Here is a 25,767-nt window from a genome sequence, read left to right as displayed (position 1 = left end):
AGCACGATGGCACGTCTTTGACGCCGGGGCCCGGTGCCAAGAGGCGTTCGCTTGTTGTCGCTCGCACTCGCGCTCGAAACGGCGACACGGTGCGCTTCAGGCGCTGCCACATAGGGCACCTGCGCGCTGCTTCACCGCTGCACATCGCATTCCATTGCGGCACACTTCGCGACTTTCCGATCGAAATCGCCCGGTGCACTGGACTGTGAGGACTTAATGAAGCAGCGGCTTCTTATAATGAATGGCTCCCGGATCGTTCAAAGCGAGCAGGAGGGCCAATGGCGCAACGAGAAGGTCGACAAGGCCGGCGCCCTGAAGCCTGGCATCTACAACTTGTATTTGGCCCGCCCGGCCGACAAGACCGCAACCTGCACCGGCATGATCGTTCACGTCGACAAGGACGGCGTGTTCCAGCAGACCGGCAAGACCTATGTTGTGCATGCGCGCGCCGATTTCGACAAGGCTCCCGAGATCGGCAGCCTGATGCGCATCGGCTACGATGCGCAGGGCCGGGCCAGCCTGGCCGCTGAAACGGTCCAGCTCAGCCGCGGGCGCTCCCGCTCGCTTTAGCGGCTAAAGCGCTCAACCGGCGGGAACCGGGCCGGAAAAGGCGCGGGCGCTGTGTCCGGAAAGGTTCAGCGATGCACGTGTCGGTCTGGGGGCACCTTTGCGGGCGCAGACAGTGGCGGCAAGGGGCAGCGCGCGGTCGTAGGGTCGCTGCGGGAACTGATCGGCCGGCCCGCGGGCCGGGAGGGGGACTTCGCTGCGGCACCGGGCGCGGTCCGGGCGCTCGAGGCCCCGCTCACGCGGCGCGCGCCCTCGGGCAAGGCTTGCGCCCTGCCCGCCCGCGCCTGGCGCCTTCGCGGCGCGCTGCGCTTGCCTCCTGGGGTCGGCTGCGCCCACCCCGCCGCGCTGCGCTTGGCCTCCCCGGAACCTGCCGGCAGCTTCGCTACCGGCCGGACCCCTCCCCCCTTCTCCACCCCTTCCCTTCTCCACCCCTTGTCCGCTGCAGTGGGCCGCTTCACAGCGTCGACAGCAGCGCCAGCGCGGCCGCGAACACGGCCATGCCGGCGGCGATCAGGTTCAGGACGGCGATGCGCCGGCCCTCGCGGATCGGGCCGGCAAGCTGCGCCAGCGCCGCGTCGATCTCGCGGCGGGCGGCGGTGGCGGCGGCTTTCGCGCCCGCCTCCATGCCGCTTTTCATGGCGTCCGTGCTCGCGGCGAGCGCGGCGTTGAGCGTGCGCTCGGCTTTGCTGCGGGCGTCCTCGCCCCAGCGGTGGGCGATGCCCTCGAGTTCTTCCCTGAAGCGATCGAGGGCTGCCTGCTGGGCGGCCGCGTGCTCGCGCATCAGATGCGCGTTCATCGTCTGCAGGATCATGATCGGGTCGTCGCGGCCGACGGCGATGCCGTGTTTGGCCGCGATCTCCCTGATCAGCGCCTCGATCTGGTCGGACATCAAAGCACCGCGGCGTTGTCGAGCTGGGCGAAGAGTTGCGTCTTCACGATTTTGAGGCGTTGGCGCGTCATGATTGTCAGCGTGCTCAGGGCGAGTGCCTCGTCGAAGGTGAGCCTCGCCTGCAGCATCTGGGCGAAGTCGCGACCGTAGGTCTCTTCCTTGAGCGGCGGGATCTGGATGAGGGCGGACACCCGCGCCTTGTGGCCCAGGTACGCCTTCATCTGCTCGAAGCCCTTGCCCTCGTGCGCGATGGGCCCCCAGTACGGGTTGAGCCAGGCGACGAACTGACACTGGGCAGGGAACTGGCTGGCGAGCTGGGCGAAGCCGCTGACCGTATCGGGCAGGGCCTGCCCGCCGGTGATCACGGTGTGCACGATGAGCGCGTGTCCCATGTCGTGCAGCAGGGCCGGCACCTGGTTGCTGATGAGGTAGTGCGACAGCGGCACGAAGGCGCTCGCGCCGTTGTCGATGATGACATCGCCCTCGGCGGCGGCGATCTGCTCGATGAGCGCATCGAAGTGCCGGGTGTTGATCTCGTCGCCTTCGAGGATGTTCACGCGCTGCACGCCGAGCGCCCGGTAGCCCGCGAAGGTGGCGTTGACCGGATCGGTGTCGAGGCAGAGCGGCGTTCGCCCCTTGCCGGCCTTGTACTGGGCGAGGACGGCCGCGATCATCGACTTGCCGACGCCGCCCTTGCCTTGCAGAACCATGTGGATCGTTGCCATCAGAACAGGTCCTCCGTCTTCGGGGTGGCATTGAACGTGAAGCCCCCCACCGAGGGCGGGGGCGTCCTGCGGGGCTCGCCCGCTGCGGGCGGTGGGGTGGGCGCCGGCGGGGACGGCGGGGACGGCAGGGACGGCAGGGACGGCAGGGACGGCAGGGACGGCAGGGACGGCGAGCCTGCGGCCGCGGGCGCCGTCCGCAGGTAGCGCTTCACGTGCTGGGTGAAGGTCTCGTAGCGGCCGGCGAGGCGTCCGGTTGCGGTGAGGTGTGCCCAGATGGTTTTCATGGAATAGCCCGCCTCGAGCGCCGCCCTGACATCCTCCTTCACGGCCAGGAAGGCGACGATGTTGCGGTCCTGGCGCGGCCGCGGTGCGGCGCGCCGGCTCACCCAGCCGGCCAGTTCCTCGGTGTAGCGTGTCGTCATCCTGATCCCTCCTTCCGGGCTGCCCGTCGGCATCTCCGATGCATCCCCGCGCACTGCGTTCCGCAATTCCTGCGCAAAAAGGCGCAATTCCCGCGCATTCCGCCGCTACGACAACGGGATTATGAACGAGCTTGCACAATTTCGCTATATCCGTCTAGTATGCGGTCACGGTTTAGCGTAGGAATGCGGATAAATTCGGTTCCGCGATGCGTTCTCCTTCTGGCGTCATGAGGTCTGAACGGCGGGCAGGATGGGCGAAGTTGGCTAACCGGCAAGCCGGTCATCCCCCTTCGCTTTGGCCTTATTCGCGCCGGGGGCGCTCAACGGGATCCTGCTCTGCGAGGCCCAGCCGGCTCCCGCCGGCATTCACAGCGAGGTGTGAGGATGGATGGGACGGTGGAACACGCTGCCCGACCGGCGGCGGCCGAAGCGGCAAGCGCGGCGCCGAACGCCGCCCCGCCCGGCAGCGCCCGGCGCGCCCATCACCTGCGCGTGCCGGTGTCGCCCGGCGAGAAGGTGCTGATCGAAGCGCAGGCGCAGCGCGCCGGCATGAGCGTCGCCCGCTTCCTGCGCGAGGTCGGACAGGGTTATCGCATCGGCGGGGTGGTCGATTACGAGCAGGTGCGCGAGCTCGCGCGGATCAATGGCGATCTGGGGCGCCTCGGCGGGCTCCTGAAGCTTTGGCTCACCAACGACGAGCGCACCGCGCAGTTCGGCGAGGCGACGCTGCGCGCGGTGCTCGCGCGCATCGAGGCCACGCAGGAGCAGATGGGCGAAGTGATGATGAAGGTCGTCCAGCCTCGGGCCGGGCGCGAGCCTTTTAGCGGCTAAAGAGACGAAGGCGCGCCCGTGATCGCCAAGCACGTGCCGATGCGCACGCTCGCCAGGAGCAACTTCGCCGAGCTGGTCGAGTACATCACCGACGCCCAGGACAAGACCGAGCGGCTCGGGGAGATCCGCGTGACGAACTGCGCGGCCGCGACGCTGCCGGCGGTGATCGGCGAGGTGCTGGCCACCCAGCGGCAGAACACCCGCGCGGCGGGCGACAAGACGTTTCATCTGCTGGTGAGCTTTCGGCCGGGCGAGGCACCGGACGCGGCGACGCTGCAGGCGATCGAAGCGCGGCTCGCTGCCGGGCTGGGTTTTGCGGAGCACCAGCGCGTGAGCGCGGTGCATCACGACACCGACAACGTGCACCTTCACATCGCCATCAACAAGATCCACCCGGAGCGGCGCACCCTGCACGAGCCGTTCCAGTCGTACCGCACGCTCGCGGATCTGTGTGTGACGCTCGAGCGCGAGTACGGCCTGCAGACGGACAACCATGTCTCGCGCCGTTCGGTGGCCGAGGGGCGCGCGGCCGACATGGAGCGCCACGCCGGCGTCGAGTCGCTCCTCGGCTGGGTGCGGCGGGTGTGCCTCGAGGATCTCCTGGGGGCGCATTCCTGGGCCCAACTGCACCAGGTCCTGTCGGACAACGGACTCGTGCTGCGCCCGCGCGGGAACGGGCTCATCGTTGAATCGCGTGACGGGACGCGGGTGAAAGCCAGCACGCTGGCCCGCGAACTGTCGAAACCGGCGCTGGAGGCGCGGCTGGGACCGTTCGAGGCGCCGACCGAGGTGCTCGCCGATGGGGCGTCCGACGGGCCGCCCTCCCCCTCCCCCGCCGTTGGCCCGCACTACAGCAAGGCGCCGGTCCGCCTGCGCATCGATACCACCGCGCTGCATGTGCGCTACCAGGCTGAGCAGCAGCGCTCATCGGCGCAGCGCAGTGAGGCGCTGGCGAGCGCCCGGCGGCGCAAGCTGCGCGCCGTCGACGACGCCCGGCGGGCGAACCGGCTGTGGCGGGCGACGATCAGGGTGGCCGACGGCAAGGGCATCGACAAGAGGCTGCTGTATGCGCAGGCGAGCCGCGCGCTGCGCGAGCGGCTCGCGCAGATCCACACGGCGTACGCCAGGGAGCGGGCCGTGCTCTACGACGGTTTCCGGCGGCGGACGTGGGCCGACTGGTTGAAGCACGAAGCGCTGCAGGGCAACGCCGAGGCGCTCGCGGCGCTGCGCGCCCGCGAGGCCGCGCAGGGGCTCACGGGCAACACCCTCGCGGGCGCGGGAACAGGAGCGGGCGCGAATGTGGATCCGTTGGGGCCGGGCCCGGACCCCGTTCAGGACACCGTCACGAAGAAGGGCACGATCCTCTTTCGGGCCGGATCCTCGGCGGTGCGGGATGACGGCGACCGGCTGCAGGTGTCCCGCACGCTCACGCGCGAGGGCGTCAAGGTCGCGCTGGGCCTGGCGATGGCACGCTATGGCGGCGAGATCACCGTCTGCGGCACGCCCGAATTCAAGGCCCTGGTCATCCGGGTGGCGGTGGACGCCCGGTTTCCCCTCACCTTCGCCGACCCCGCCCTGGAAGGGCGGCGGCAACGGCTCTTCACCCAGGAGACGGCTCATGAATCCACTGAACATCCCGAGCGAGGACGCGCTGATCGAGGCCGCCCTCGCGGTGCTGGGGCCCGAGCCAATCGATACGGCAGTCGATCCGACGAGCGATCCGGTGACCGACCGGATGAGAACCGCGCCGGCGCCGGTGTCGACGCACACGCCCGTGCCGCCGGAAAGCCCCACCCTGGCCGCGCTGGAGGCGTCCCGCCGCCCGCATCCCGGCACCGTCTGCGAGGCCTGTCCGAACTCGGTGTGGTTCGCTTCGCCGGCGGAGGTGAAGTGTTACTGCCGGGTGATGTTCCTCATCACCTGGAGCAGCGCGGAGCCGCACCAGATCACCCACTGCGACGGGGCGTTGCCGGCGCCGGCGGACTGCGCGCAGGCCGGATGACACCGGCGCAGCGTGCCGCGGCCGGCCGCTACATTGCAGAGCGCGAAGAAAAGCGGCATAAAGGAATTGATATACCGAAACACGCCCTCTATGATGGGTGTGCTGGTGTCATTTTCTTTGCCGGTCTGCGCACCGTCGACGGTCAGCCGCTGGCGCTTTTCAGGCCGGGCGATGTGCCGGCGGGTGCGGTACGGGGTACGGACGTCGTGCTGGTCCTGCCGGTCGATGCGGCCACGGCGCGGCGCCTGTCCCGCGTTTCGCGGGGCGATGCGGTGAGCGTGACGCCGCACGGCACGATCCAGCGTACGGGAGGGCACAGTCGATGAAGCTCGAGGTGAACAACGCGGTCGGTCCCCAGGTGCGCGCCGGGCGTGCGCCTGGCGGCAAGCTGTTGCCCGTGCTCGCCGCGGTATCGCTCGCGGGTGGCCTGCAGTCGGCCACCCAGTTCTTCGCTCACCGCTTCGGCTACCCGGCGCAGTTGGGCGAACATCTGCACCACGTCTATGCGCCGTGGGCGATCCTCGAGTGGGCCTCGAACTGGTCGGCCCGTTATCCGGACGAGCTCCTGCAGGCGGCCAGTGTCGGCATGATGGTGTCGGCATTGGGGCTCTTCGGGGTCGCGGTGGCGAAAGTCGTGTCGTCCAACTCGTCGCGGGCGAACGCCACGCTGCACGGCTCGGCGCGCTGGGCCGGGAAGACGGACATCGAGGCCGCCGGCTTGCTGCCCCGACCGCGCACCCTGTGGGACGTCCTCACCGGCGAGGCGGCCTGCCGTTCGGCGGGCGTCTATGTCGGGGGTTGGGAGGATGCGCGTGGTCGGTTTCATTACCTGCGCCACGACGGGCCCGAGCATGTGCTGACCTATGCCCCCACCCGTTCGGGCAAGGGCGTGGGTCTCGTGGTGCCGACGCTGCTGTCCTGGGGGGCGAGCGCGGTGGTCACGGATCTCAAGGGCGAGCTGTGGGCGCTCACCGCCGGTTGGCGCAAGGCGCATGCCCGCAACACCGTGCTGCGCTTCGAGCCGGCCACGGCCCGTGGCAGCGTTTGCTGGAACCCGCTCGACGAGATCCGGCTCGAGACCGAAGACGCGGTGGGCGACGTCCAGAATCTGGTGACGCTGATCGTCGATCCGAGCGGCAAGGGGCTCGAATCGCATTGGCAGAAAACCGCCTTCGCGCTGCTGGTGGGCGTCATTCTGCACGCGCTCTACAAGGCGAAGGCCGATGGGGTCTCGGCCACGCTGCCGGCGGTCGATGCAATGTTGGCCGATCCGAACCGCGATGTCGGCGAGCTGTGGATGGAAATGGCCACCACCGGGCACCTCGACGGCCAGCCCCACCCGGCGATCGCCTCCGCGGCACGCGACATGATGGATCGCCCGGAAGAGGAAGCCGGCTCGGTGCTCTCGACGGCGAAGTCCTACCTCGCCCTGTACCGCGATCCGGTCGTGGCGCGCAACGTCAGCCGCTCGGAGTTTCGCATCCGCGATCTGATGCACGCGGACGATCCGGTGACGCTCTACATCGTCACCCAGCCCAACGACAAGGATCGGCTGCGCCCGCTGGTGCGCATCCTGGTGAGCATGGTGGTGCGCCGCCTGGCCGACCGGATGGCGTTCGCGCACGGCCGGCCGGTGGCGCACTACCGGCACCGGCTGCTGCTCATGCTCGACGAGTTCGCCGCCCTCGGGCGGCTGCCGATCCTGCAGGAGGCGCTCGCCTTCGTGGCAGGTTACGGCATCAAGTGCTACCTGATCTGCCAGGACCTCAACCAGTTGAAGAGCCGGGAGACCGGCTACGGGCCGGACGAGACGATCACGTCCAACTGCCATGTGCAGAACGCCTATCCGCCCAATCGCCTCGAGACCGCCGAGCACCTGTCACGGCTCACCGGGCAGACCACCGTGGTCAAGGCGCAGGTCACCACCAGCGGGCGGCGCACCGCGGCGATGCTCGGCCAGGTGTCGCGCACCTTCCAGGAAGTGCAGCGGCCGCTGCTGACGCCGGACGAGTGCCTGCGCATGCCCGGTCCGCGCAAGGGCGCCGATGGTCACATCGAGGCTCCGGGCGACATGGTCGTGTATGTGGCCGGGTTTCCGGCGATCTACGGCAAGCAGCCGCTCTACTTCAAGGACCCGGTTTTCCGCGCCCGGGCTGCGGTGCCGGCGCCCGCGGTCACCGATCGCCTGGTTTCTTTCGCCGACACGGGCGAGGCCATCCGGCTATGAGTGCGCCACGGACCTTCGCCCCCGGCAGGCGGCGCGGGCGGCACCGGGTGCCAGGGCCCGTGGGCCGGATCGCTGCCGGCCTGGCGCTGGCGGGGGTCGTCGTGCTCGCCGGGGCGGCGCTCGCCCAGGCGGCGGGCGTGCGCATCAACACGACGCGCAGCATTCCGGTCGGTCTCTACCGGGTGAGCCGTGCGCCCGCGATGCCCGGCGCATATGTGCTGGTCTGTCCCCCGCCCACCCCGCTCTTCGATGAAGCCCGGGCGCGCGGCTATCTGGGCGCGGGCTTCTGCCCGGGCGGTTACGGCTACCTGATGAAGCGCCTCGTCGCCGCGCAGGGGGACGAGATCGCGGTGTCCGATGTGGGGGTGTCGGTCAATGGCGTGCTGCTGGCGCTCACGGCGCCGCGGGCGGCCGATGTCGGCGGACGGCCCCTGCCCCGCTGGCGGACGGGTCCTTACCGGCTCGGGGCCTCGGAGGTCCTGCTGATGTCGGAGATCAGCGCCACGTCCTTCGATGCGCGTTACTTCGGGCCCCTGCCCCGCGCTCAGATCGTGACGGCGCTGGCCCCGGTGCTCACCTGGTAGCGGGAGGCCCGTATGAAAGCGCCGGCCGTCTCGCTGTTCATCGCCACGCGGCGCGCCAGGGCGCCCGCCACCGTTCCACCCCCCGCACGCAGAGGAGTCCCGACCATGACCGAGCCCATTCCCATTCCCGATCCCGACGCCACCGCCGCCGATACGCGGGAGCTTGCGAGCGGGACGACCTCCGGCACGATCCGCGACACGATTGCCGCCGCGATTTCAGCCACGATTTCAGCGAAATTCGTCGATGCGATGACGCCCGGCTACCGGGTCGAGTTCGATCCGTTCGAGGCCGAGCGCGCGGGCGCCTTCGTGGAGGACGCCCTGAGCGAAGCCGACGCCTTCGAGAGCCAGCTCGAGCGCATCGAGCCGGCCGTCCCCGGTCGCGCGCGGGAGGGCTGAGATCATGGCCGAGACCCGGAAACCCTTCCATGAAACGGTGGCTGAGCGCCTGATCGCCCAACTCGAAGCCGGCACCGCGCCCTGGCAGCGGCCGTGGGCGCCCGGTGAGCCGGGCGCCGTCCTGCCGCTCAATCCGACCACCGGCAAGCGTTACAAGGGCATTAACGCGATTCACCTGATGAGCCAGGGGCGCGCCGACAACCGGTGGATGACTTACCGGCAGGCCGCTGCCGTTGGGGCCCAGGTGCGCAAGGGCGAAAAAGGGACGCCCGTCCAGTACTGGCAGTTCAGCGAAGAGCAGGTCCGGCGTGACGAAGCGGGCCGCCCGGTGCTTGATGGCGACGGCGAGCCGGTCAAGCAGACCGTCCAGCTCGAGCGCCCGCGCGTTTTCTTCGCCACCGTGTTCAATGCCGAGCAGATCGACGGTCTGCCGCCGCTGGCGCACACGGCGCCGGCGTGGGATGCGCTCGAGCGGGCCGAGCACATCCTGGCCGCCTCGGGGGCGGTGATCCGCCACGGCGAGCAGAACCGGGCCTTCTATCGGCCCGCGACCGACACGATTCACCTGCCCGAGCGCAGCCAGTTTCCGGGCGCCGACACCTACTATGCGACGGCCCTGCATGAGCTCGGGCACTGGACCGGGCACGCGTCCCGGCTCGCCCGTGATCTCGCGCATCCGTTCGGCAGCGAGGGGTACGCGAAAGAAGAGCTGCGCGCCGAGATCGCCTCGATGATCCTCGGCGACGAGCTGGGCATCGGGCACGATCCGGGGCAGCACGCCGCCTACGTCGGTTCATGGATCAAGGCGCTGCGGGACGATCCGCTGGAGATTTTCCGGGCGGCGGCCGAGGCCGAGAAGATCAAGGACTATGTGCTGGCCTTCGAGCAGCAGCAGCAGGTTCAGGTGCAGGGTCTGGAGCACGACGATGCAGCGCGTGCGTCCGCACAGCAGATGCATCCGGACGCATTCCTCGACAGCACCAGCGTGCTGCGCCGCTGGGCGTCAGCCGAGCCGCTGCCTGCCGACTGGCAGGGCCTCGCGCGCAGCGACACCACCTTCTTCTATGTGGGCCGCGAAGGCGAGGAACGTTCCTTCACGCCGCTGAACGCGGCCACGTTCGAGGATGCCCGCCGGGAGGCGGCCGTCGTCCGGGCGTTGGCGGTGGACATCGACGCAATCCTCGGTGACCCGGAAGTGACCTTCAGCCACTTCGAGGCCTTTGTGGGCGCTTCCCTGCCGGAAGCCTTGCGCAGCCGCGGCCTGACGACCGTGGGGCACGTCACCGGTCATGACCCTGGTCAATTCCGGGAGAAGGCGCATGACCGCCTCTCCCCCGTGTTTGGCCTCGAGCCGGCCGATTCGCGGATGGGCGAGCCCTATCTCGAGCGCAAGGGCCTGGCCCAGGCGTTCGCCCTGAAGGCTGAACAGCTCTTCCAGACCCTGCAACAAGGACAGGAGACGAACATGGCGCAGGCACCGCAACAGGCGGCCCCGGAGGTCGCCGAGACGTGGACGCTGGAACAGCTCGAGCACGGCACGCTGATGCGCGCCCTCGAGACCGCGAACTTCGCCCGGATCGAGCGCGTCGCCGAAGTCCTCGACGCGATGCAGCCGCTCAACACGCAGAACGCGTTCTGGACGCGGCATGCACTGCCGCAGGATCCGGATGCGCTCGACGCGAAGATCGCGGCGGCGATCGAGCCGCTCGAGCAGCTCCGCGAGGAAGCCATGGTGGGCGAGGCGCGCAAGGCCGGCGATCGGGCGGCGTTCGATCGCGCGGCGCGTGACGCCTTCGACATTGCCTTGCCACACGACTGGAACGGCCAGGTCGTGGTGCAGGCGAGCGCCGAGGTCTCGTTCAACGGCGCCACCCACGTCGTGGCGGCGACTGATGTGGGGGTGGCGCCCAGGCTCTGGAGCGTCTACGCCCAGCGCGAGGATGGACGTCTCGCGTTCGTGCAGGACTTCGGAAGCGCCCGCAAGGCCGAGCATCTGGCGTTCCGGCTGACCGTGATTGCCGCCCATTCGAGCGACGACGAGCAGGAGCGGGCAGCCATCCTGGCGCGTGCGCACGAGGATCGCGTCCGGCGCGATCCGGACCGCACGGACGAGGACGTCCGGGCGGCCGAAGCGGCGCGCAAGGCGGCGGACCTCGATGCAACGCTTGCCGCGGCGGATAGGCAAGGCCACGGCGCCGAGCATCTGGCACAGGCCGGGCGGACCTACCTGCAGGTTCCATACAAGGACAAGGACGAGGCCAAGGCGCTCGGGGCACGCTGGGACCGGCAGGAACAGGCGTGGTACCTGCCCCCAGGGGTCAATTGGGCGCCCTTTGCCAAATGGATGCAGGCGGCCGCAGAGCCCCGCCAGGGCCCCCGTGCCGGCCCGCAGGCCGGTCAGGACCGCATCTATCTGGCCGTGCCCTATGGCGAGCGGGCCGCGGCGAAGGCTGCTGGCGCCGCGTGGGACAGGGCCGCGCGGTCCTGGTATGCCGGCCCGAAGGCCGACCTGGAGCGGCTGCAGCGCTGGCTGCCCGACAACGTGTCGGCGCAGCAGGCGCCGGCGATGAGCCCGCGCGACGAGTTCACCGACGCGCTGCGCTCGGTGGGGTGCGAGCTGAGCGGCGATCACCCGATCATGGACGGCAGGACGCACCGGATCGGCGTCGAGGGCGACCGCAAGGGTGAGCAGGCGGGGTTCTATGTCGCGCACCTGGACGGCCACCCGGCCGGCTACATCAAGAACAACCGCACCGGGGTCGCGATGACCTGGAAGTCGAAAGGCTACGTCCTCGACGACCAGGAGAAGGCCCGGTGGGCGGCCGAGGCGGCGGGCAAGCTCGCCGCCCGCGCCCGCGAGCAGGAGCGCGCGCACGAAGCGGCGGCGCAGCGCGTGGTGAAGCAGCTGGCCGATCTGGCGCCGGTGGTGGCGCCGACCCCGTATATCCGGAGCAAGGGAATCCAGGTCCACCCCGGGGTCTTCACCGACAAGGAGGGGAAGACCACCTGCATCCCCGCCTACGATGTGCATGGCAAGCAGTGGACGATGCAGTACATCCAGGAGGATGGCACCAAGCGTTTTGCGAAGGACAGCCGCAAGGACGGGTGCTTTCATGCGGTCGGCGGCCTGGAGGCGCTCGCCCGTGCCCCGGCGCTCGTCATCTCCGAGGGGTACGCGACGGCGGCCACCAACGCCGAGGTGCTGGGCTTTGCGACGGTCGCAGCGTTCGACTCGGGGAACCTGGCTGCAGTCGCCCGGGCGTTGCACGAGACGTTTCCCGACAAGCCCGTCCTCATCCTGGGGGACGACGACCGGCAACTGGAACTCACGCAGGGCACCAATGCCGGTCGGGTGAAAGCCGAGGAAGCCGCGAAGGCCGTGGGGGGCAAGGCGCTGCTGCCGATCTTCGCACCGGGCGAGAACGCCTATCCCGCCGAGTTGCCCCCCATTACGCCGCAGCGCTACCGGGCGCACCTTCGCGCCACCAAAGCGCTGGAGGATGCGCAGAAGGCGTCTGAGGGGGCGTCTGAGAGCGTGAAGCTCACCGGCCAGCAGGTGGCGGAGCTGAAAGGCGCTCTGCTCAGCGACCTGCAGATGGCGGCCCTCGAGCACATGAAGGCGCACACCGACTTCAATGACCTGGCGACACGGAGCGTGCTCGGTCGCGAAGGCGTTGAACGTCAGTTGAAGGCTAAAGTCAGCCGCGTGATCCACGAGGACGAACTGAAGCGCGAGCACACACCGGAACCGGAGAAGGAGCACAACATCCACGCGCCGCTGCAGCCCAGGCGTGTGGCGCGGATCGCTTGACCCGGCGGGCTCGTCGGCAACTGCGATCGGGCGAGCTGATCGACGAAGCGCTGAAGAGCACCACGCAGGCCCACATCGAAGCGCTCGGGCCGTCGTCTGCATCACCGCTTCCCTGTCAGGACTTCCCTCGTCGGCTTATCCTGGATGACCGGTTTACGGAGGCCAACTCGGAGCTCGCGTTGGCTCAACCCGGCCATGACCGGTCGGTCATCGATTCGACATAGCTGCCATTGGATCGACGGCTACACTCTGAAACCTGCCAGATAACCCACGTGAATAACTCGGCCTGACCGGCTGTTCGCTCACTGCAAGGCCGGTGATCGGTATGGGTTCGTCAGCAGCCGTACGTGAGGGACTAAGGGCCTTCGTGATGTGGTTTGTCCGGACCCACCCCGCTCCGGCCACCTGCCAGCCACGGAATCGGGACGTTAAACGCGCCGTTCAAAGGCCATGGCTTGGCGAGCAGCAGATGGTGCGGTCAATGTCCCTCTGGGGCCTGCCGCGGATTGACCTCATGCAGATCCATAACGTGCTGGACTGGGAGGCCCACCTGCACACCCGGCGGCGCTGGAAGGCCGAGGAGCGCCTACTCTACATCGGGCCGCGAAGTGGAGCAGCGCCTCCTACCGCTCGCCGCTAAGCGCGGGATGGCCGTGATTCCCACCGCCCCTTCGAGGGCGGTAACCTCTTCGCCGCCGTGCGCGGCAAACCCGTGCCAGATTTCGCCGCCGTGATCGAATGCCGCAACTGAGCCAGTTCTTCCTCAAGTTCATCCTCGCCCACCCGGTGCTCACCTGCACCATCCTCCGCCACCTAGAGGGGTGGAACACATGCTGGAGAAAAAGCGTGCACTGCGAGGGCTGCTGCGGGACGAGGGGCCGCGGCGGTGAATGGTGGGATATTTCGGCAGACCGTGAGGATTATGGGCCATGCGCCCGTGACTGACGGCGCCGGTGCGTTCGGCTAGAGTTCAGCCATGCTGGGCGAATTGCCCGGCATGGACCTTCTCTTCCCCGAGATTAGCCGAATGAGCAAGACGCGGGTGTATGTCTCCTCCACCTTCGAAGACCTGAAGGACTATCGCGCCAAGGTCAATGAGGGGCTGCGCCGGGCGGGTTACGAATTGGTGGTCATGGAGGACTACCCGGCGTTCGATCGGCGACCGCTGGCGAAATGCCTGGCGGACGTGGCGTCCTGCGACCTCTACGTTGGAATCCTGGCCAAGCGCTACGGCTACATTCCCGCCCAGGGCAACCCCGAAAATCTGTCGATCACCGAGCGCGAGTACCTTCAGGCGACGGTATCCTGTCTGCCCCGCCTCGTTTTCCAACTCGATTCGAAAGCGCCCTGGCTGGAGCAGTTTGACGACCGGCTCCAGGAGGACGGCGACCGCGGCGTCAGCATCCGTCGTTTTCGCGATCATGTTGGCAAGGAACACGGCAACCGCTTCTTTTCCAGTCCCGACGAACTGGCACGGCTCGTCCTGGAAGCGGCGAGCGCATGGGAAAAGGAGCGACTGGCTGGACCTGCGGGAAAGCAGCCAACATCCCCCCTCAGCGAATCTGCCTTCCGCTGGCCGGCCGCTTGGGACTTCTCCGCCTACATGATCGACAAGCGCCGCGGCTTTGCGAGGCGGGAGTGGCTCTTCGCTCACATCCAGACCTGGCTCGCCGACCCGGACTCCCGCGCCCTGCTGATCCGCGCCGACTACGGCGTCGGCAAGTCCGCCTTCTTCGCCGAACTGGTCGCCCGCAACCCGGACGGCGCCATCCTCGCCTGGCACTTCTGCCAGCACGACACGCGGGAAACGCTGCGCGCCGGCACCTTCGTCCGCAGCCTGGCGGCGCAGTTGCAGGACCGGCTGCCCGGCTACCGCGAGCAGGTGGAAGCCCAGCCGGAACTCCAGGAGCGCCTGGAAAAGGCCATGGAAGACCCCGGCAGCGCCTTCGAGGCCGCCATCCTCAACCCCCTGGCCGCCCTCCCGGCCCCGCCGAAACCGCGCCTGATCCTCATCGATGCCCTGGATGAAGCCCTCGAGGTGGATGCCGAGGATGCCCGCCGCGCCGGCACCTTGGTCACGCTCTTGGCGAACAAGGCCCGGCGTCTGCCGCCGTGGGTGCAAGTCGCAGTGACCTCGCGTAACAACCCGGAAGTCGTCGGCCGCCTGCAACAGGCCTTCACCCTCGCCCAGATCGACGCCGAGGGCCAGCACAACCGCGAGGACCTTTACGCCTTCGCCCTCAACCGGGCCTGCGCCGAGCCCATTGCCGGGCAGCTTGCCGCTGCCGGCAAGAGCGCCGAATGGCTGGCGACGCTGCTGCGGGACAAGGCCGGCGGCAAGTTCCTTTACGTCGCACGCGCCCTGCGGGATCTGGAAGGCGGCCGCCTTACCCTAGCCCAGGCCGGGGCGCTGCCGCCGGGCATGGACGGTTTCTACCGGGACGCCTTCGAACGCCGCTTCGACCGCGCCGGGCGAGACTACGAGCCCTACCGCAAGCTGTTGGGCCTGCTCTGCGCCCTACGAGAGCCTGTGTCCGCCGAGCCCCTAGCCGAGCTCTTGGGCTGTCAACCCGCTCACGTGAAAGACGCCCGCGCCCTCCTGCCGGACTTCATCGTCCAGCGCCGGAGAGGCTATACGTTCGAGCATTTCTCAATCTCCGAATGGCTGAGCCGGGAGAACGAAGAAGGCTTCCCCCGCGCGGGGCCCTTTGCCGTGGATCTGGCAGAGGCAGAGGCGGGCATCCACCAGCGGGTCCTCCAACGGATTGCTGAAGGGAGCATCCACCGCTTCGACTACCTGGTGCGCCACCTCGCCGCCCATCTGCCCGACGCTACCGAGCGCCAGAACGCCTTCACCATGCTGATGCAGGACTTCTGCTGGCTGCGGGAGCGCTTGCGACTGGTCGGGGCGGATGCCCTCATTGGCGACTGCCGGCATCTGGCCGAGGACGGCTTCGGTAGCTTGCTAGCGGCTTGCTTGCGCAACTCCGCCCATGTGCTGCGGCGTGATCCTGGGCAGTTGGCAGCACAGGTGCTGGGCCGGCTGAACGGGCGGGCTTTGATCCCCGGAATTTCTGCACTTTGCACTAGCGTTCGCAAAAAGGTGGCGGGCTCGCCCGCTACCGTCCTGCTGCCATCGACCGCCAGCTTGCGGCTCGAAACCGCGTTGCTCGGTGTTCTGGAAGGCCATGGCGGCGATGTGAGCGCCCTTGCGATACTGCCCGACGGGCGCCTAGCCTCTGGGAGCATCGATCATACGATCCGCCTGTGGGATCTCTCGAAAGGGATTGAGTCCCAGGTATTGGAAGGCCATGGAGGTTGGGTCAAGGCTCTGGCGGTGCTACCGGACGGGCGGCTAGTATCGGGCAGCAGAGACGCCACGATCCGTCTGTGGGACCTTGCGGGCGGTAGCCCGCCCCGGGTGTTGGAAGGTAACGGCGGCGGGGTAACTGCCCTGGCCGTACTGCCTGATGGGAAGCTCGCCGCGGGCTGCTACGACCGCACGATCCGTCTGTGGGATCTCCAGGGCGGAGGCGCGCCCCAGGTGGTGGAAAACCAGGGCGCCTGGGTCGGCGCACTGGCGGCGCTGCCAGACGGACGGCTAGCCTCGGGCAGCGGAAATGGCACGATCTGCCTCTGGCCCGCCCGGGGTGTGGCAGAGCCCCAGGTGCTTAGAGGTGCTGGTTGCGAGGTCAATACCCTATCGGTCTTGCCAGACGGGCGACTCGTCTCAGGGAGCTTCGATGGCAAAATCCGTGTGTGGGATCTCCGGGGGGAGACCGAGCCCGAGGTGCTGGAAGGTCATTGGCTCGGGGTATGCACCCTTTTGGTCCTACCCGACGGACGGCTTGCCTCGGGCGGCGTCGATGGCACGGTCCGGCTGTGGGGTCTCCAGGGTAGCAATGCACCCCAAGTGCAGGGCGGCCACGACGTTCGGGTGAATGCCCTGGCGGTTCTCCCGAGCGGGCGGTTGGCTTCCGGGAGTGACGATGGGACGATCCGGCTCTGGGGCCTTCAAGGCAGTGGTGCACCGCTGGTGCAGAGAAGCCACTCCGATCAGGTGAATGCCCTAGCGGTGCTTCCCAACGGGCGCGTGGCCTCGGCGAGCCACGATTGTACGATCTGCCTCTGGGACCTCGAGGGTAGGGCCGACCTCCAGGTGACGGTAGGCGAGGGTGGCCCAGTATTCTCATTAGCGGTGTTACCGGACGGGCGCCTGGCTTCGGGGAGCTTCGATGGGACCGTCCGCCTCTGGCCCCCTCTGAGTTTTGCAGAGCCCCAGGTGTTGGACTGCCATGGCGCCGCAGTTAATGCTCTGGCTGTGCTTCCGGACGGCCGCTTGGTGGCCCAGTGCGACGATGGGACGATCCGCCTGTTAGACCTCCAGGGCGGGGCTGAGCCTCAGGTACTGGAAGGCCCTGGCTTCCAGATGAAAGCCCTGGCGGTGTTACCGGACGGGCGCGTGGCCTCTGCGAGTAACGATGGCACGATTCTCCTGTGGCCCCCCCGGAGCGAGGCCGATCCGGAGTTGCTGGCAGCCTATGGGGGCAGAGTGAATGTCCTGACGGTGCTGCCGGACGGCAGACTGGTCTCCGGACACAGCGATAGCACGATCCGCCTATGGGACCTTCGGGGCAAAGTTAGATTCCAAGTTCTGGAAAACCCCGCCGGGTCTCCTGTGACGGCTTTGGCGGTTCTGCCGGACGGTCGCCTGGTGGCTGCCACGGGGCATCGGGTTCTGGTCTGGCAGCGCCAGTTCGAGCGGATCACCGCGGGGTTCGAGGCTGATGCCGATGTCTACTGTCTGCTCGCCCTCCCCGTCGGCCAGATTGTCGCCGGCGACGCCAGCGGACGCCTTCACTTCCTTGATCTGACAGAACCGCGAACTTAGGGGTTATCAGAGATGCGTCTTTGGTCGTCAGTCAGGATGGCCGCCACTGCCGCTCTCAAGTTCGCGACCACCAAGGCGGGCCGCACCGCCGGATCGGCCTCGTCCCCCGGCCGGAACTTCCCCGTCCGCACCAGAATCCCCGGAATCCCCACTGCTTGCGGCCCGCCGATGTCGTCCCGCAAGTGGTCGCTGATCAGCACCGCCTCGCCGGGGGCGACCCCCGGTTCGGCCAGCGGGCCGAGGAAGAAAGGGGCGGCGGGTTTGCCGACAATTTCGGCGTTGGATGCCGGCGCCGTACCCCAGGGCGGCGACGAAGGCGCCGAGATCCAGCGTGAATCCGTCCGGCTCGTAAAAGCACGGGTTGAGCACCACAGCGACCAGCAGCAGGCCCCTCCTTCAGCAGGAATGCGGTGGTGACGCTGTCGAAGGTGAAATGTAGGCCGGCGTCGCGCAGCACCGCCACGGCAGTGTTCCCGCCGCTCGGGCCGATTTCAGCGGCGATGTCGGCATGAATTAGCCAGTTGGCCCGCAGGCTACGCTCCTGCGCTGCCCGTCAATGATAGGAAATTCAAAGCCATTGTCGGACTGGCCCGGGCTGCCGCCACCCGGAACCTCTCGCGACTGTCCGCTCGACCTCCTGGAGTGGACCATTGTCCGTCTGGAGCACGGCCGTCGCCTTTGGGCCCGCCAGCGTGAGTTCGTCGATCGGAAGCTGACGCCCGGCACAGATCCTCGGCGGCGGGCAGCTTACGGTGACATACCGGCTGTTCGGGATCGGAAGGCCCAGCGTCCGGATTGGCCGAGGACGACTCGGTCAGCTTGGAGAAACGACTGGCAGCTTGAAGGTCAGAAAGCCGACTTCGACCTTGCAAACATCATCAGGCAGCTCAGGGTCGTCAGCACTCGGCTACGAACGGCTGCTTCCGGGAAGTGAAACTTCAGCGGCCGCTTTCCGGCGGTGAACTCGAAGAGACGTCAGTCGCATCCCGACCCAATGCCGCCCTTGAGCTTTTTGGAAAGCTGTCGTTCAACACCTGAATTAGAGCGCAGGCTCCGAGACAAACCGGAGAAATGCATCTCCTATGTCCGAGGTGCGCTTAGCTGCAAGGCCTTGATCAGTCATTGTTACGTTCATTCCCTCTGTATTGACCAATCCACGTGAGTAGAGATCTTTCCAGACTTGGTTGTAGATGTGCCCACACCCCCTTAGCTGCGGCATGTTGTACTCAAGGACGCTACTCAGGCCTCCCATGCTCATGCTGGGAGGCGGGGTGGGGCTCTGAAAGAGCCTGAGTATTTGGAGATGCAAGACGGAAAGCGAGTCAATCCACTCAAAAAAAATGTGCTCAAGTGCCTCCCCCGGCGATTGCCCGGCAGCCACATTGAACACAGCATTGCGAAGTGCCTCTCTCTTCTCATCTTGGTGGGTCCGCAGCGCAATCTGAGAAGCGTGCATGACCGCAGAGATGAACTCGTCCTTTTGACCCAGTTCCGCTAGATCGATGCCACGATCCTCTAGCTCCTGTAGCTTATCCCCGACTGAGGCCATCCACTCAACTCTTCTACGCTCCAAGGGAGGCTGTATCAAGTGCTGAAACAACTCAACTGCGGGGCCGCCGACAACTGGAATTGCAGAAAGGCCAGCTTTGGCGAGCGCATGCGCCGCATCACCCTTGGTTGCCTTTGGTGGTTCAAGCCTGTCAGACGCCATGATCTTTCCCCTGCGCTCTAACGTCTGAATTCACCGGCCTGCGCGGCTTTTCGCGCAGGTCCGGTGGAATGATGGGTTCGCCCACATTCGATTTGCCAAGGTTGCATACGGAACAAAGCGTTTGCAGGTTTTCAAGAACGGTTTCTCCTCCCTTGCTCCACGGGACGATGTGATCGACATGAAGCTCAACGCCGGTAGTGAGCGCGGGGCTCGTGCCGCACCCGCGACAGCAAAAGCGGTCTCGTTGGAGTACGTGCCAGCGAAGGCGAAGCGAAGGGTCGCGCCCAGTGCGCCGGGACGGCGTTACGCCAGCAGATGCAGTAGGCGATTCAGCGCCTGCACCGTTTGCGAAACTTACAAAGGCTTCAAGGGCCGCAGTCCAAGAACCGAACCGGCGGTTGTATGGGGTCTGGGAGATAACGGACGGTGGCGACGCTAGCTCACTGCGCCGAGGCTGACGCCCGAAGTGCTGCCAGAGCACAAGCAAGTTCTCGAAGAGCCGCTCGTCGGAAATGTTGATCTCGTTCGCAATAGATAAGCCGGCCAATCGGAGCGCATTGTTCCAAGAACCGAACCTGCGAATAAGAGTGCTGTAGTCAAACGTCCCACGGGCCCCGTAAGTCTTTTGGGGCACTGTGTCGGAACCGAGAGCTGACGCGATCCGTTGCAGGTCGGCGATCAACTCCTCGTCGGAGACGGGTGCGCCGGATACACGGGACAGTTGGAACTGAGGCTCGGTCATGTGGGCTAACTTGTTCTACAAGTTACTGTTTAGAAGCAGAAACTATGCGCAATACAGAACAACAAGAGAGGAAAAGCAGCAGCCGACGGGCTAGCGGGTCGAAGCGGCCCATCTGGAACACAGTCCCGTAGCATACCGCCTCGCCCGGATGGCCGCTATTCGGATTGGGTGGCGATTGCCGGCTTGTGGCCGTAGTCGTGAGGTCACGAACGGCAGCTTCGTGGCAGCGAAACTCACAGAAGGCCACCGTGCCTCACCGGCGGCTTCGGGGAAATCCGGATGCCCGGTCTCGGTCGATTACGGGAGGGCACGACAGGCGTAAGCCGTCATCCCATTCGGATAATGTCGCGGCACCCTGGATGACCGTAGCGGTCGTCGACTTGACCGATTCCTGGTGACGGTGGCAAGCAACGATGTGCGTCGAAGTGACAACGTTGTGATGATCGGTGCCGCCTGACCTGGACGTTTGCAGCGTGCTGCTTGCGTGCCAGGGGCCATCGTAGTCGCGGCACGAGAGCAGTCGTCAACCTTCCCGGTTCGCCAGCCGGCGGCGCTGGTTTGTCACGTGGCCGCCTGCAGCGCTGCGTCCCGCCACTCAGCATCAGAGGAGCCCACGATGCTTGAGTGGCGGCCGGTGAGGTGGGGGCGGATCAACAGTGCCTCCCAGCCGGCAAAGCCTTTGCACGCGCGAAACTGGCGCGCAAGCGTTGTGCGCTAATCGAGGCCTGCAGCCCCAGATAGTCGATCAACTGCTCGTCGGTGGCGCCGCCGTCGATGAGCAGTCCCACATAGGTGTTGCGCAGCGTCTGCGCACACGCCCGCTCGCCGGTGATGCCCGCCCCCTCGAGCAGCTTCTGCGTGCGGCGGTGGACCGAGGAGGCGGAGAGCGTGACCTTCTTGCTCAGGCGTCCGAAGCCGGCCGAGCGGTCCGCCTCGAACACCTTGCGCACGGGCGACGCGTCCGCGGCGCCGTGGATCTGGTCCTGGAGCGCGAGCCACGCCCGGATCGGCGCGACGGCAAAGCCAAGGATGCGGGCACGGTGGGCGCACCCCGGGCGGCTCAGTTCGATGCGTTCCTCCACCAAATCAATGCAATTAAGCGTCAGACCCACCACATCCCGCACCTTCAACCCTGCCCCCAGCATCACCGCGACCAGCGCCAGATCCCGGTACTCGATCCACGCCTCGGCGCCCTTCCCCTCCTGCGCGAGGTCCGCCAGTGTCGTCGTCAGCAGCGCAATCAGCGCCTCGCATTCGGCCGCGCTTAGGAACCGGCCCGGCTGATCGTTGCCCTGCCCCACCTGTTCGGCGCCCGCGAGACTGCCGACGTTGTCACCGCGGTAGCCCAGCGCGCCCAGATGCGCGAACACGCGCTCGAGCTGGCGCACGTACTGCTGGCGCTGCCGCCCGCGCTGGGCCCGCTGGCGCGGCGCGCTGCCCGCGCTGTCGAGAAAGCGCCGGATGTCGTCGGCGTCGAGCGTGTCCAGACGGCGGCCCTGGGCCTGGAGCCATTGGCAGAAGCGGCCGAACATGGCCGTGTAGACCGTCTTCGTGGAGGCACGCAGCCTCTGGTGATTGAGCCAGGAGGCATAGGCGAGGTCAGGTGTGTTGAGCCAGCGCTCGAGGCTGTCGAAGAGATCGGGGGCGGGGGTGGCGTCGCGTTGGGTCGACTGACGCTTAATTGCATAGGTTGTGCGGTGCGCAGTGTCAGCGGGTTCCATGGGGCCTCTCGCGCGGGGAGCGCAATGACGTCGATGTGTGGGTGGGTAAACGTACAGGAATTCATGCTCGAGCGGACAGCGCGACGGCACGCGTCATCGGGTCTCCCGGGCAACTGAGGCGCCGCTGGTCGCCCGCACTTGCACCTGCGCGGGCGGGCGGCTCACCCGCAGGTAGCGGTCACCGGCGAGCCGTCCCGCCAGACGCACCGACCGCTCATAGCCGCTTGGCCGAGCTACGCAGACCAGCAGCGACCGCATCGAAAACGTCCGGCGGGAAATCCGGTGGCAGTGCCCGGCTCACCGCCTCGAGCACGCGGGGGGTGCGGGACACCAGTTCGTCGATGAGGGGCTCCATGTCGGCACCGAGGCCACACTTGCGGGCCATATCGTTGAAGTGCCGGCGCTGGATGTCGCGCAGCCTGTAGTGGGTGTTCTTGCCGCGCACGGCCATGGCCAGGCGAAGCTTCTCGTAATCGAGTTGATTTGGGCCCGTGCCGGTGACCGGCCAGGCCGACAACACGTCGTAGAGCGGTGTCAGGCGGTAGCGCCCGCCGGGGAGCAGGAAGAGCGAAAAGTTCTTGGCATGGCCGTCGGTCGCCGCGAGCATCCAGAAGAGCAATTGCGCCTTCAGAAGCGTCCGGAGATCGGCCTCGCGCGTTTCCGAATTCTGCAGGATGCGCGCGATGTCCATCAGGCCGGGGCCGCCATCGGCTTCGTACTTTGCCCCGGGGGGGGTGCCGGTGGCTTGGCAGAAGTCCTCCTGGGGCAAGCGCAGCCAATAGTCGCCGGCGCTCGCCAGCCGGCGGTCGAAGCGTTCCACGACCAGGACTTTCTGGTCACCGAAGCGCTCGATCTTGCAAGGCGCAACCGGCAGACCAAAGCCGGCCAGGAGTTGGGCGCAGAGCCACTCGTTTTCGACCGAAGTGCGCATGTCCGCCTGACGGTTGCCGACCAGACCCAGCGGCAACTTGAAGATGTGAGTGGTGGGCGTGGCGCCGCAGGGGCGGCACCATTGACCCGCATGCCAGGTTAGTGCGGTCTTCTCCTGGGCACCCGCAATCGAGATGCGGAACTCGCCTTCCTCCACCGCGGCCAGACCGAGAACGCCGCTCAGGGACACGGTGCCCCTGAGGATCCGTTCCACGCCCGCGTCGTCGAGCGGCTCTACGTCGATGCGAAACACGCTGTCGGGTTCGACGTTATCGGGCAGCAGTTGCACGGCACCCACGCAGTCGCGCCCGATGGCCTGCAGCAGATCGAAGGCTCCGGTGCTTTCCGTGCGAAAGCGCGACTGCAGGCGCGCACGGATGCGGTCGCTGTCGGGCAGAAGGTTGTCGAAGTAGTTGCGGACAACGTCGCCGCGCAGGGGCAGATTGTCCAGCGTGAAGGGCAACGACAGAGACAGGGGGCGCCCTTCGGGCGAGGCGATCCAGGCCGGCTCGTACTGGAACTCGGTCGGTCCCCGCCCCGGCAAACGCCACTGGCCAACCAGCCTGCCGTTGGTCCACGCATTGAGAGCGCGGGTGTGGGCAGGGCGCCCCATCATTACCACTCGCTCTCATTGGTGGGCGGCGTCTTGTCCTGGAGCACAAGTTCCAGGCCGAGCTGGCTCGCCAGGGCGAGGAGACGGTCGAGCGTGAAGCGCTCGGGATGGGCTTCCAGCTCCGAGAGACGGTTCTGACTGATGCCGAGGCTTGCCGCGACGGCTGCCTGGGACAGGCTGAGCGCCTTTCGTCGAGTGACGAGAATCTGGCCGGTCTGCTGGGGGGAGTTGAGCCTGAGCATGGACTTCTAGCGGGAAAGCCGATAAATGCAGATTATCTTAATTAACGATAAATGCGCAATATCGGAAATCGCGATCCCCAAACGCCGACCCTGTGCGTTCAGGACGCCATGCGTCCGGCGGTCGGCGCGTCAAGGGAGCGCCGCTGCGGTCAGCCTGTAGCCCGTTACAGCGAGCGTATAACATCACGACGCGTGATACCGGCGTGCCGCAGCCGTGTATGCATTTCAATGTCTACTTCGATGACGTGACCGGGCAGCGGCTGACGGCGGTTGCCGCGTAGGCGGGAGAGAGCCGCAATGCGCTGATCCGTAAGGCGGTCAGCAAGCTAATGAACGAGTGAATGCCCAGGACGATGAGGCCAATAAGTGGTGTCAACGTCAATTTGAGCTATAGCCCAACCTGACGCGCAAGAATGCCAACGGCTTAGCGCGCGCTATTTTCCGTTTTCCGAGACGCCTCCACCGTTGCCAGCGGCAGGAAGAGCGTGAACGGTGAGTCGGGCAAAGCGATGAAGCCATGATGTCGGTAGAAGGCCGCTGCCGCCTCGTCCTTCGCATCCACCATCAAGGCATAGGCGGCAATCTCGGAACGGACAGCACGGTCAAGCGCATCGGCCAGCAGTGCGCCGCCAAGCCCTTGCCCTTTGAAAGCCTGATCGACGGCCAAGCGGCCCATGCGAACCGCTGGGACGGTCGGATAGCGCGGCAGCTTCTTGCCGACGCTGGCCGGAAGATCGGCCAGCAGCAGGCTTGCCGACGCCAGCGTGTAGTAGCCCGCGATGCGCTGCCCTTCTGCCAACGCCACGAAGCAGGCAGCCACACGGCGGCGAACATCTTGGGTGACTTGTTCCCGCAGGTAGCGCTCAAGCGGTTCTGAACCGCAGTTGAACGCTGCGCGAACATGCGCGGCATCGAGCGGCGTGAGCAGGAACGGTGCGCTGCTCATTCAGCACGCAAGAGCTTGCGGCGACGGGCGAAAGCGCGTTCCAAGGCCGGGGCCGGTTGCGGCGGCGACAGCAACGCTTGTGCAAAGCACTCCTGATCGGCCAGCGACAGGCGGATGACCTCGGCTTGCTCGATGGCGCGTTGCGCGGCGTCCTGGACGGCAGCGACCACGAAATCAGTCATGGTGCGCCCCTGAAGTTCGGCGGCGCGCTTGAGCATCGAATGCAGATCGGTGCTGATCCGGGCTTCGAGGCGGGCGGTAGAAATGGCTGCGGGCATAGTCTTGTCCTCCGGCTGAAATTATACGGCAGATTGCCGTACAGATCCACGCCACTACCATACGATTTTCCCGTTTCGTGAGCTGGCCCCTACGAGTACGACGGCCACGACCGCCGGGTGAAGCTGCGCTACCCGCACCCGAGCACCGTCAATACCTCATCGACCACCGACTACAAGCAGTTCGGCTACAACGCAGTCGGCAGCCTCATCAACCACCGCAAGCGCAGCGGCGAAACCATCACGCTCGCCTACGACAACCTGCACCGCCTGACCAGCCGCAGCTACCCCACGGCCGCTGACAACGTCGCCTTCGCCTACGATCTGCTGGGCCGTCGCACCCAGGCCAAGTACGCCGACAATAGCGACACCGTGGCCTACGTGTGAGATGCGGCCGGGCGCCTGACCAGCACCGCAGCCGGTGGCAAGACGCTCGCCTACCCGTGCGATGCGGTGGCCAATGCAATCGGCTTAACGTGCTTTATTTTCCGTTTTCTGAGACGACCCCTCCTTGAGCCCGTTACGGCGAGCGTATAACATCACAACGTGTGATGCCGGAGTGCTGGAGGCGTGCATGCATTTCAATGTCTATTTCGATGACGTGACCGGGCAGCGGCTGACGGCCGTTGCCGCGCAGGCGGGAGAGAGCCGCAATGCGCTGATCCGCAAGGCGGTCAGCGAATGGCTTGCACGACACGCGCAGGCCCAGTGGCCTGATGCGGTGATGGACTTCCAGGGCATGGCGGACATACCGCCGTTCGAGGCGGGGCGCGACCGGCTGACTCTCCCCGTGGAAGATCCGTTGGCATGAAATATCTGCTGGACACCTGCACGGTGTCCGATTTCGTGAAAGGCCAGCCCGGCGTGCTGGCCCGCATCAAGGCCACCTCGCCGCATCAGATCGTCGTTTCCTCGATCACACGCATGGAGATCGACTATGGGTTGGCGCTCAACAGCGAGCGCGCGAGAAGGTTGGCGCCCATGCTCGATGCCTTCTTTTCCGTGACGCGTACCGTATTCTTCGAGGATGCCGATGCGCAGGCCACAGCGGCCATTCGGGCTGCGCTGAAGAACAAGGGGCAGCCGATTGGCGCCTACGACGTGTTGATCGCGGGCACCGGGGTCGCACGCGGTTTGATCGTGGTGACGTCGAACGTCGGCGAGTTCCATCGTGTGGGGGGCTTACAGGTGGAGAACTGGCGGTAGCCTCTTTTCCTGTTTGGGATGGCTCTTGAAGAC

21 protein-coding genes and 1 pseudogene are annotated in these 25,767 nt (G+C 66.8%); 11 read left to right on the top strand and 11 right to left on the bottom strand.

Features of this window, described 5'->3' with window-relative positions:
- Positions 1-216 precede the first annotated feature (216 nt).
- Positions 217-570 (top strand): KfrB domain-containing protein, encoded by a 354-nt coding sequence (locus tag GH664_RS09605; RefSeq protein WP_096452965.1) that lies wholly within the window; start codon positions 217-219, stop codon positions 568-570.
- A 451-nt stretch (positions 571-1,021) separates the two neighbouring features.
- Here GH664_RS09605 and GH664_RS09600 read toward each other — a convergent pair whose 3' ends face one another.
- The 3 genes from GH664_RS09600 to GH664_RS09590 are packed head-to-tail and all read right to left on the bottom strand — an operon-like array spanning position 1,022 to position 2,603.
- On the bottom strand, positions 1,022-1,456 hold the full coding sequence (locus GH664_RS09600) for a conjugal transfer protein TraM (protein ID WP_153167898.1): 435 nt from the start codon (positions 1,454-1,456) through the stop codon (positions 1,022-1,024).
- Positions 1,456-2,181 carry a conjugal transfer protein TraL gene (locus tag GH664_RS09595; RefSeq protein ID WP_153167897.1) on the bottom strand — a complete coding sequence of 242 codons (726 nt, stop codon included), beginning with the start codon at positions 2,179-2,181 and terminating at the stop codon, positions 1,456-1,458. The genes GH664_RS09600 and GH664_RS09595 overlap by 1 nt, the downstream gene beginning before the upstream one ends.
- A complete protein-coding gene (locus GH664_RS09590) occupies positions 2,181-2,603 on the bottom strand; it encodes a TraK family protein (RefSeq protein WP_153167896.1) in 423 nt (140 codons plus the stop codon). The genes GH664_RS09595 and GH664_RS09590 overlap by 1 nt, the downstream gene beginning before the upstream one ends.
- Before the next feature lie 396 nt (positions 2,604-2,999).
- Here GH664_RS09590 and traJ point away from each other — a divergent pair, with 396 nt between their 5' ends.
- From traJ to GH664_RS09555, 7 genes and pseudogenes are all read left to right on the top strand, one after another.
- Positions 3,000-3,434 carry a conjugal transfer transcriptional regulator TraJ gene (gene traJ / locus GH664_RS09585; RefSeq protein WP_228111454.1) on the top strand — a complete coding sequence of 145 codons (435 nt, stop codon included), beginning with the start codon at positions 3,000-3,002 and terminating at the stop codon, positions 3,432-3,434.
- A gap of 18 nt (positions 3,435-3,452) precedes the next feature.
- Positions 3,453-5,762, top strand: a complete 2,310-nt coding sequence (gene traI / locus GH664_RS09580; RefSeq protein WP_153167894.1) for a TraI/MobA(P) family conjugative relaxase — start codon at positions 3,453-3,455, stop codon at positions 5,760-5,762.
- The gene (locus tag GH664_RS09575; protein WP_153167893.1) at positions 5,759-7,663 is read left to right on the top strand and encodes a type IV secretory system conjugative DNA transfer family protein; all 1,905 of its coding nucleotides are present in this window, start codon (positions 5,759-5,761) and stop codon (positions 7,661-7,663) included. Before traI ends, GH664_RS09575 begins: the two co-directional genes overlap by 4 nt.
- A gap of 47 nt (positions 7,664-7,710) precedes the next feature.
- Entirely contained in the window at positions 7,711-8,247 is a 537-nt protein-coding gene (gene traF / locus GH664_RS09570) for a conjugative transfer signal peptidase TraF (RefSeq protein ID WP_096452951.1), read from the top strand.
- A gap of 243 nt (positions 8,248-8,490) precedes the next feature.
- Positions 8,491-8,586, top strand: a pseudogene (locus tag GH664_RS09565) (conjugal transfer protein TraD); the annotation flags it as partial.
- Between the two features lie 64 nt (positions 8,587-8,650).
- Positions 8,651-12,457, top strand: coding sequence for a zincin-like metallopeptidase domain-containing protein (locus GH664_RS09560; protein ID WP_228111452.1), 3,807 nt, complete (start codon positions 8,651-8,653; stop codon positions 12,455-12,457).
- Between the two features lie 976 nt (positions 12,458-13,433).
- Positions 13,434-17,348: a DUF4062 domain-containing protein gene (locus tag GH664_RS09555; protein ID WP_153167892.1), complete on the top strand. Its 3,915-nt coding sequence runs from the start codon at positions 13,434-13,436 to the stop codon at positions 17,346-17,348.
- On the opposite strand, the gene GH664_RS09550 is transcribed toward GH664_RS09555, so the two are convergent.
- The 8 genes from GH664_RS09550 to GH664_RS09520 form a co-directional block, all read right to left on the bottom strand.
- Positions 17,345-17,581: an HAD hydrolase-like protein gene (locus tag GH664_RS09550; protein ID WP_255424927.1), complete on the bottom strand. Its 237-nt coding sequence runs from the start codon at positions 17,579-17,581 to the stop codon at positions 17,345-17,347. The two genes, GH664_RS09555 and GH664_RS09550, sit on opposite strands and share 4 nt — an antisense overlap.
- An 806-nt stretch (positions 17,582-18,387) precedes the next feature.
- Positions 18,388-19,059, bottom strand: a complete 672-nt coding sequence (locus GH664_RS09545) for a hypothetical protein (RefSeq protein ID WP_153167890.1) — start codon at positions 19,057-19,059, stop codon at positions 18,388-18,390.
- Positions 19,049-19,801 carry a homing endonuclease associated repeat-containing protein gene (locus GH664_RS23915; RefSeq protein WP_153167889.1) on the bottom strand — a complete coding sequence of 251 codons (753 nt, stop codon included), beginning with the start codon at positions 19,799-19,801 and terminating at the stop codon, positions 19,049-19,051. Before GH664_RS23915 ends, GH664_RS09545 begins: the two co-directional genes overlap by 11 nt.
- Before the next feature lie 650 nt (positions 19,802-20,451).
- Positions 20,452-21,522 (bottom strand): tyrosine-type recombinase/integrase, encoded by a 1,071-nt coding sequence (locus GH664_RS09540; RefSeq protein WP_153167888.1) that lies wholly within the window; start codon positions 21,520-21,522, stop codon positions 20,452-20,454.
- A 214-nt stretch (positions 21,523-21,736) separates the two neighbouring features.
- Positions 21,737-23,068, bottom strand: coding sequence for a type II toxin-antitoxin system HipA family toxin (locus GH664_RS09535; protein WP_228111451.1), 1,332 nt, complete (start codon positions 23,066-23,068; stop codon positions 21,737-21,739).
- Positions 23,068-23,307 (bottom strand): helix-turn-helix domain-containing protein, encoded by a 240-nt coding sequence (locus GH664_RS09530; protein ID WP_096453140.1) that lies wholly within the window; start codon positions 23,305-23,307, stop codon positions 23,068-23,070. The genes GH664_RS09535 and GH664_RS09530 overlap by 1 nt, the downstream gene beginning before the upstream one ends.
- Positions 23,308-23,731: 424 nt before the next feature.
- The gene (locus GH664_RS09525) at positions 23,732-24,253 is read right to left on the bottom strand and encodes a GNAT family N-acetyltransferase (protein WP_153167887.1); all 522 of its coding nucleotides are present in this window, start codon (positions 24,251-24,253) and stop codon (positions 23,732-23,734) included.
- Positions 24,250-24,531 carry a DUF1778 domain-containing protein gene (locus tag GH664_RS09520; protein WP_096453136.1) on the bottom strand — a complete coding sequence of 94 codons (282 nt, stop codon included), beginning with the start codon at positions 24,529-24,531 and terminating at the stop codon, positions 24,250-24,252. The genes GH664_RS09525 and GH664_RS09520 overlap by 4 nt, the downstream gene beginning before the upstream one ends.
- A 117-nt stretch (positions 24,532-24,648) precedes the next feature.
- On the opposite strand from GH664_RS09520, the gene GH664_RS09515 reads away from it, so the two are divergent.
- From GH664_RS09515 to GH664_RS09505, 3 genes are all read left to right on the top strand, one after another.
- Entirely contained in the window at positions 24,649-24,915 is a 267-nt protein-coding gene (locus GH664_RS09515; protein ID WP_096453134.1) for an RHS repeat domain-containing protein, read from the top strand.
- Between the two features lie 187 nt (positions 24,916-25,102).
- The gene (locus GH664_RS09510; protein WP_096453132.1) at positions 25,103-25,339 is read left to right on the top strand and encodes a CopG family transcriptional regulator; all 237 of its coding nucleotides are present in this window, start codon (positions 25,103-25,105) and stop codon (positions 25,337-25,339) included.
- Positions 25,336-25,734 carry a type II toxin-antitoxin system VapC family toxin gene (locus GH664_RS09505; RefSeq protein ID WP_096453130.1) on the top strand — a complete coding sequence of 133 codons (399 nt, stop codon included), beginning with the start codon at positions 25,336-25,338 and terminating at the stop codon, positions 25,732-25,734. Before GH664_RS09510 ends, GH664_RS09505 begins: the two co-directional genes overlap by 4 nt.
- The last annotated feature ends 33 nt before the right edge of the window (positions 25,735-25,767 follow it).

Source organism: Thauera sp. 2A1 (assembly GCF_009469595.2).
In the GTDB taxonomy this organism is placed as follows: domain Bacteria; phylum Pseudomonadota; class Gammaproteobacteria; order Burkholderiales; family Rhodocyclaceae; genus Thauera.
Note: the sequence above shows the minus strand (reverse complement) of the source record. Positions and strands in the feature narration are given on the sequence as shown.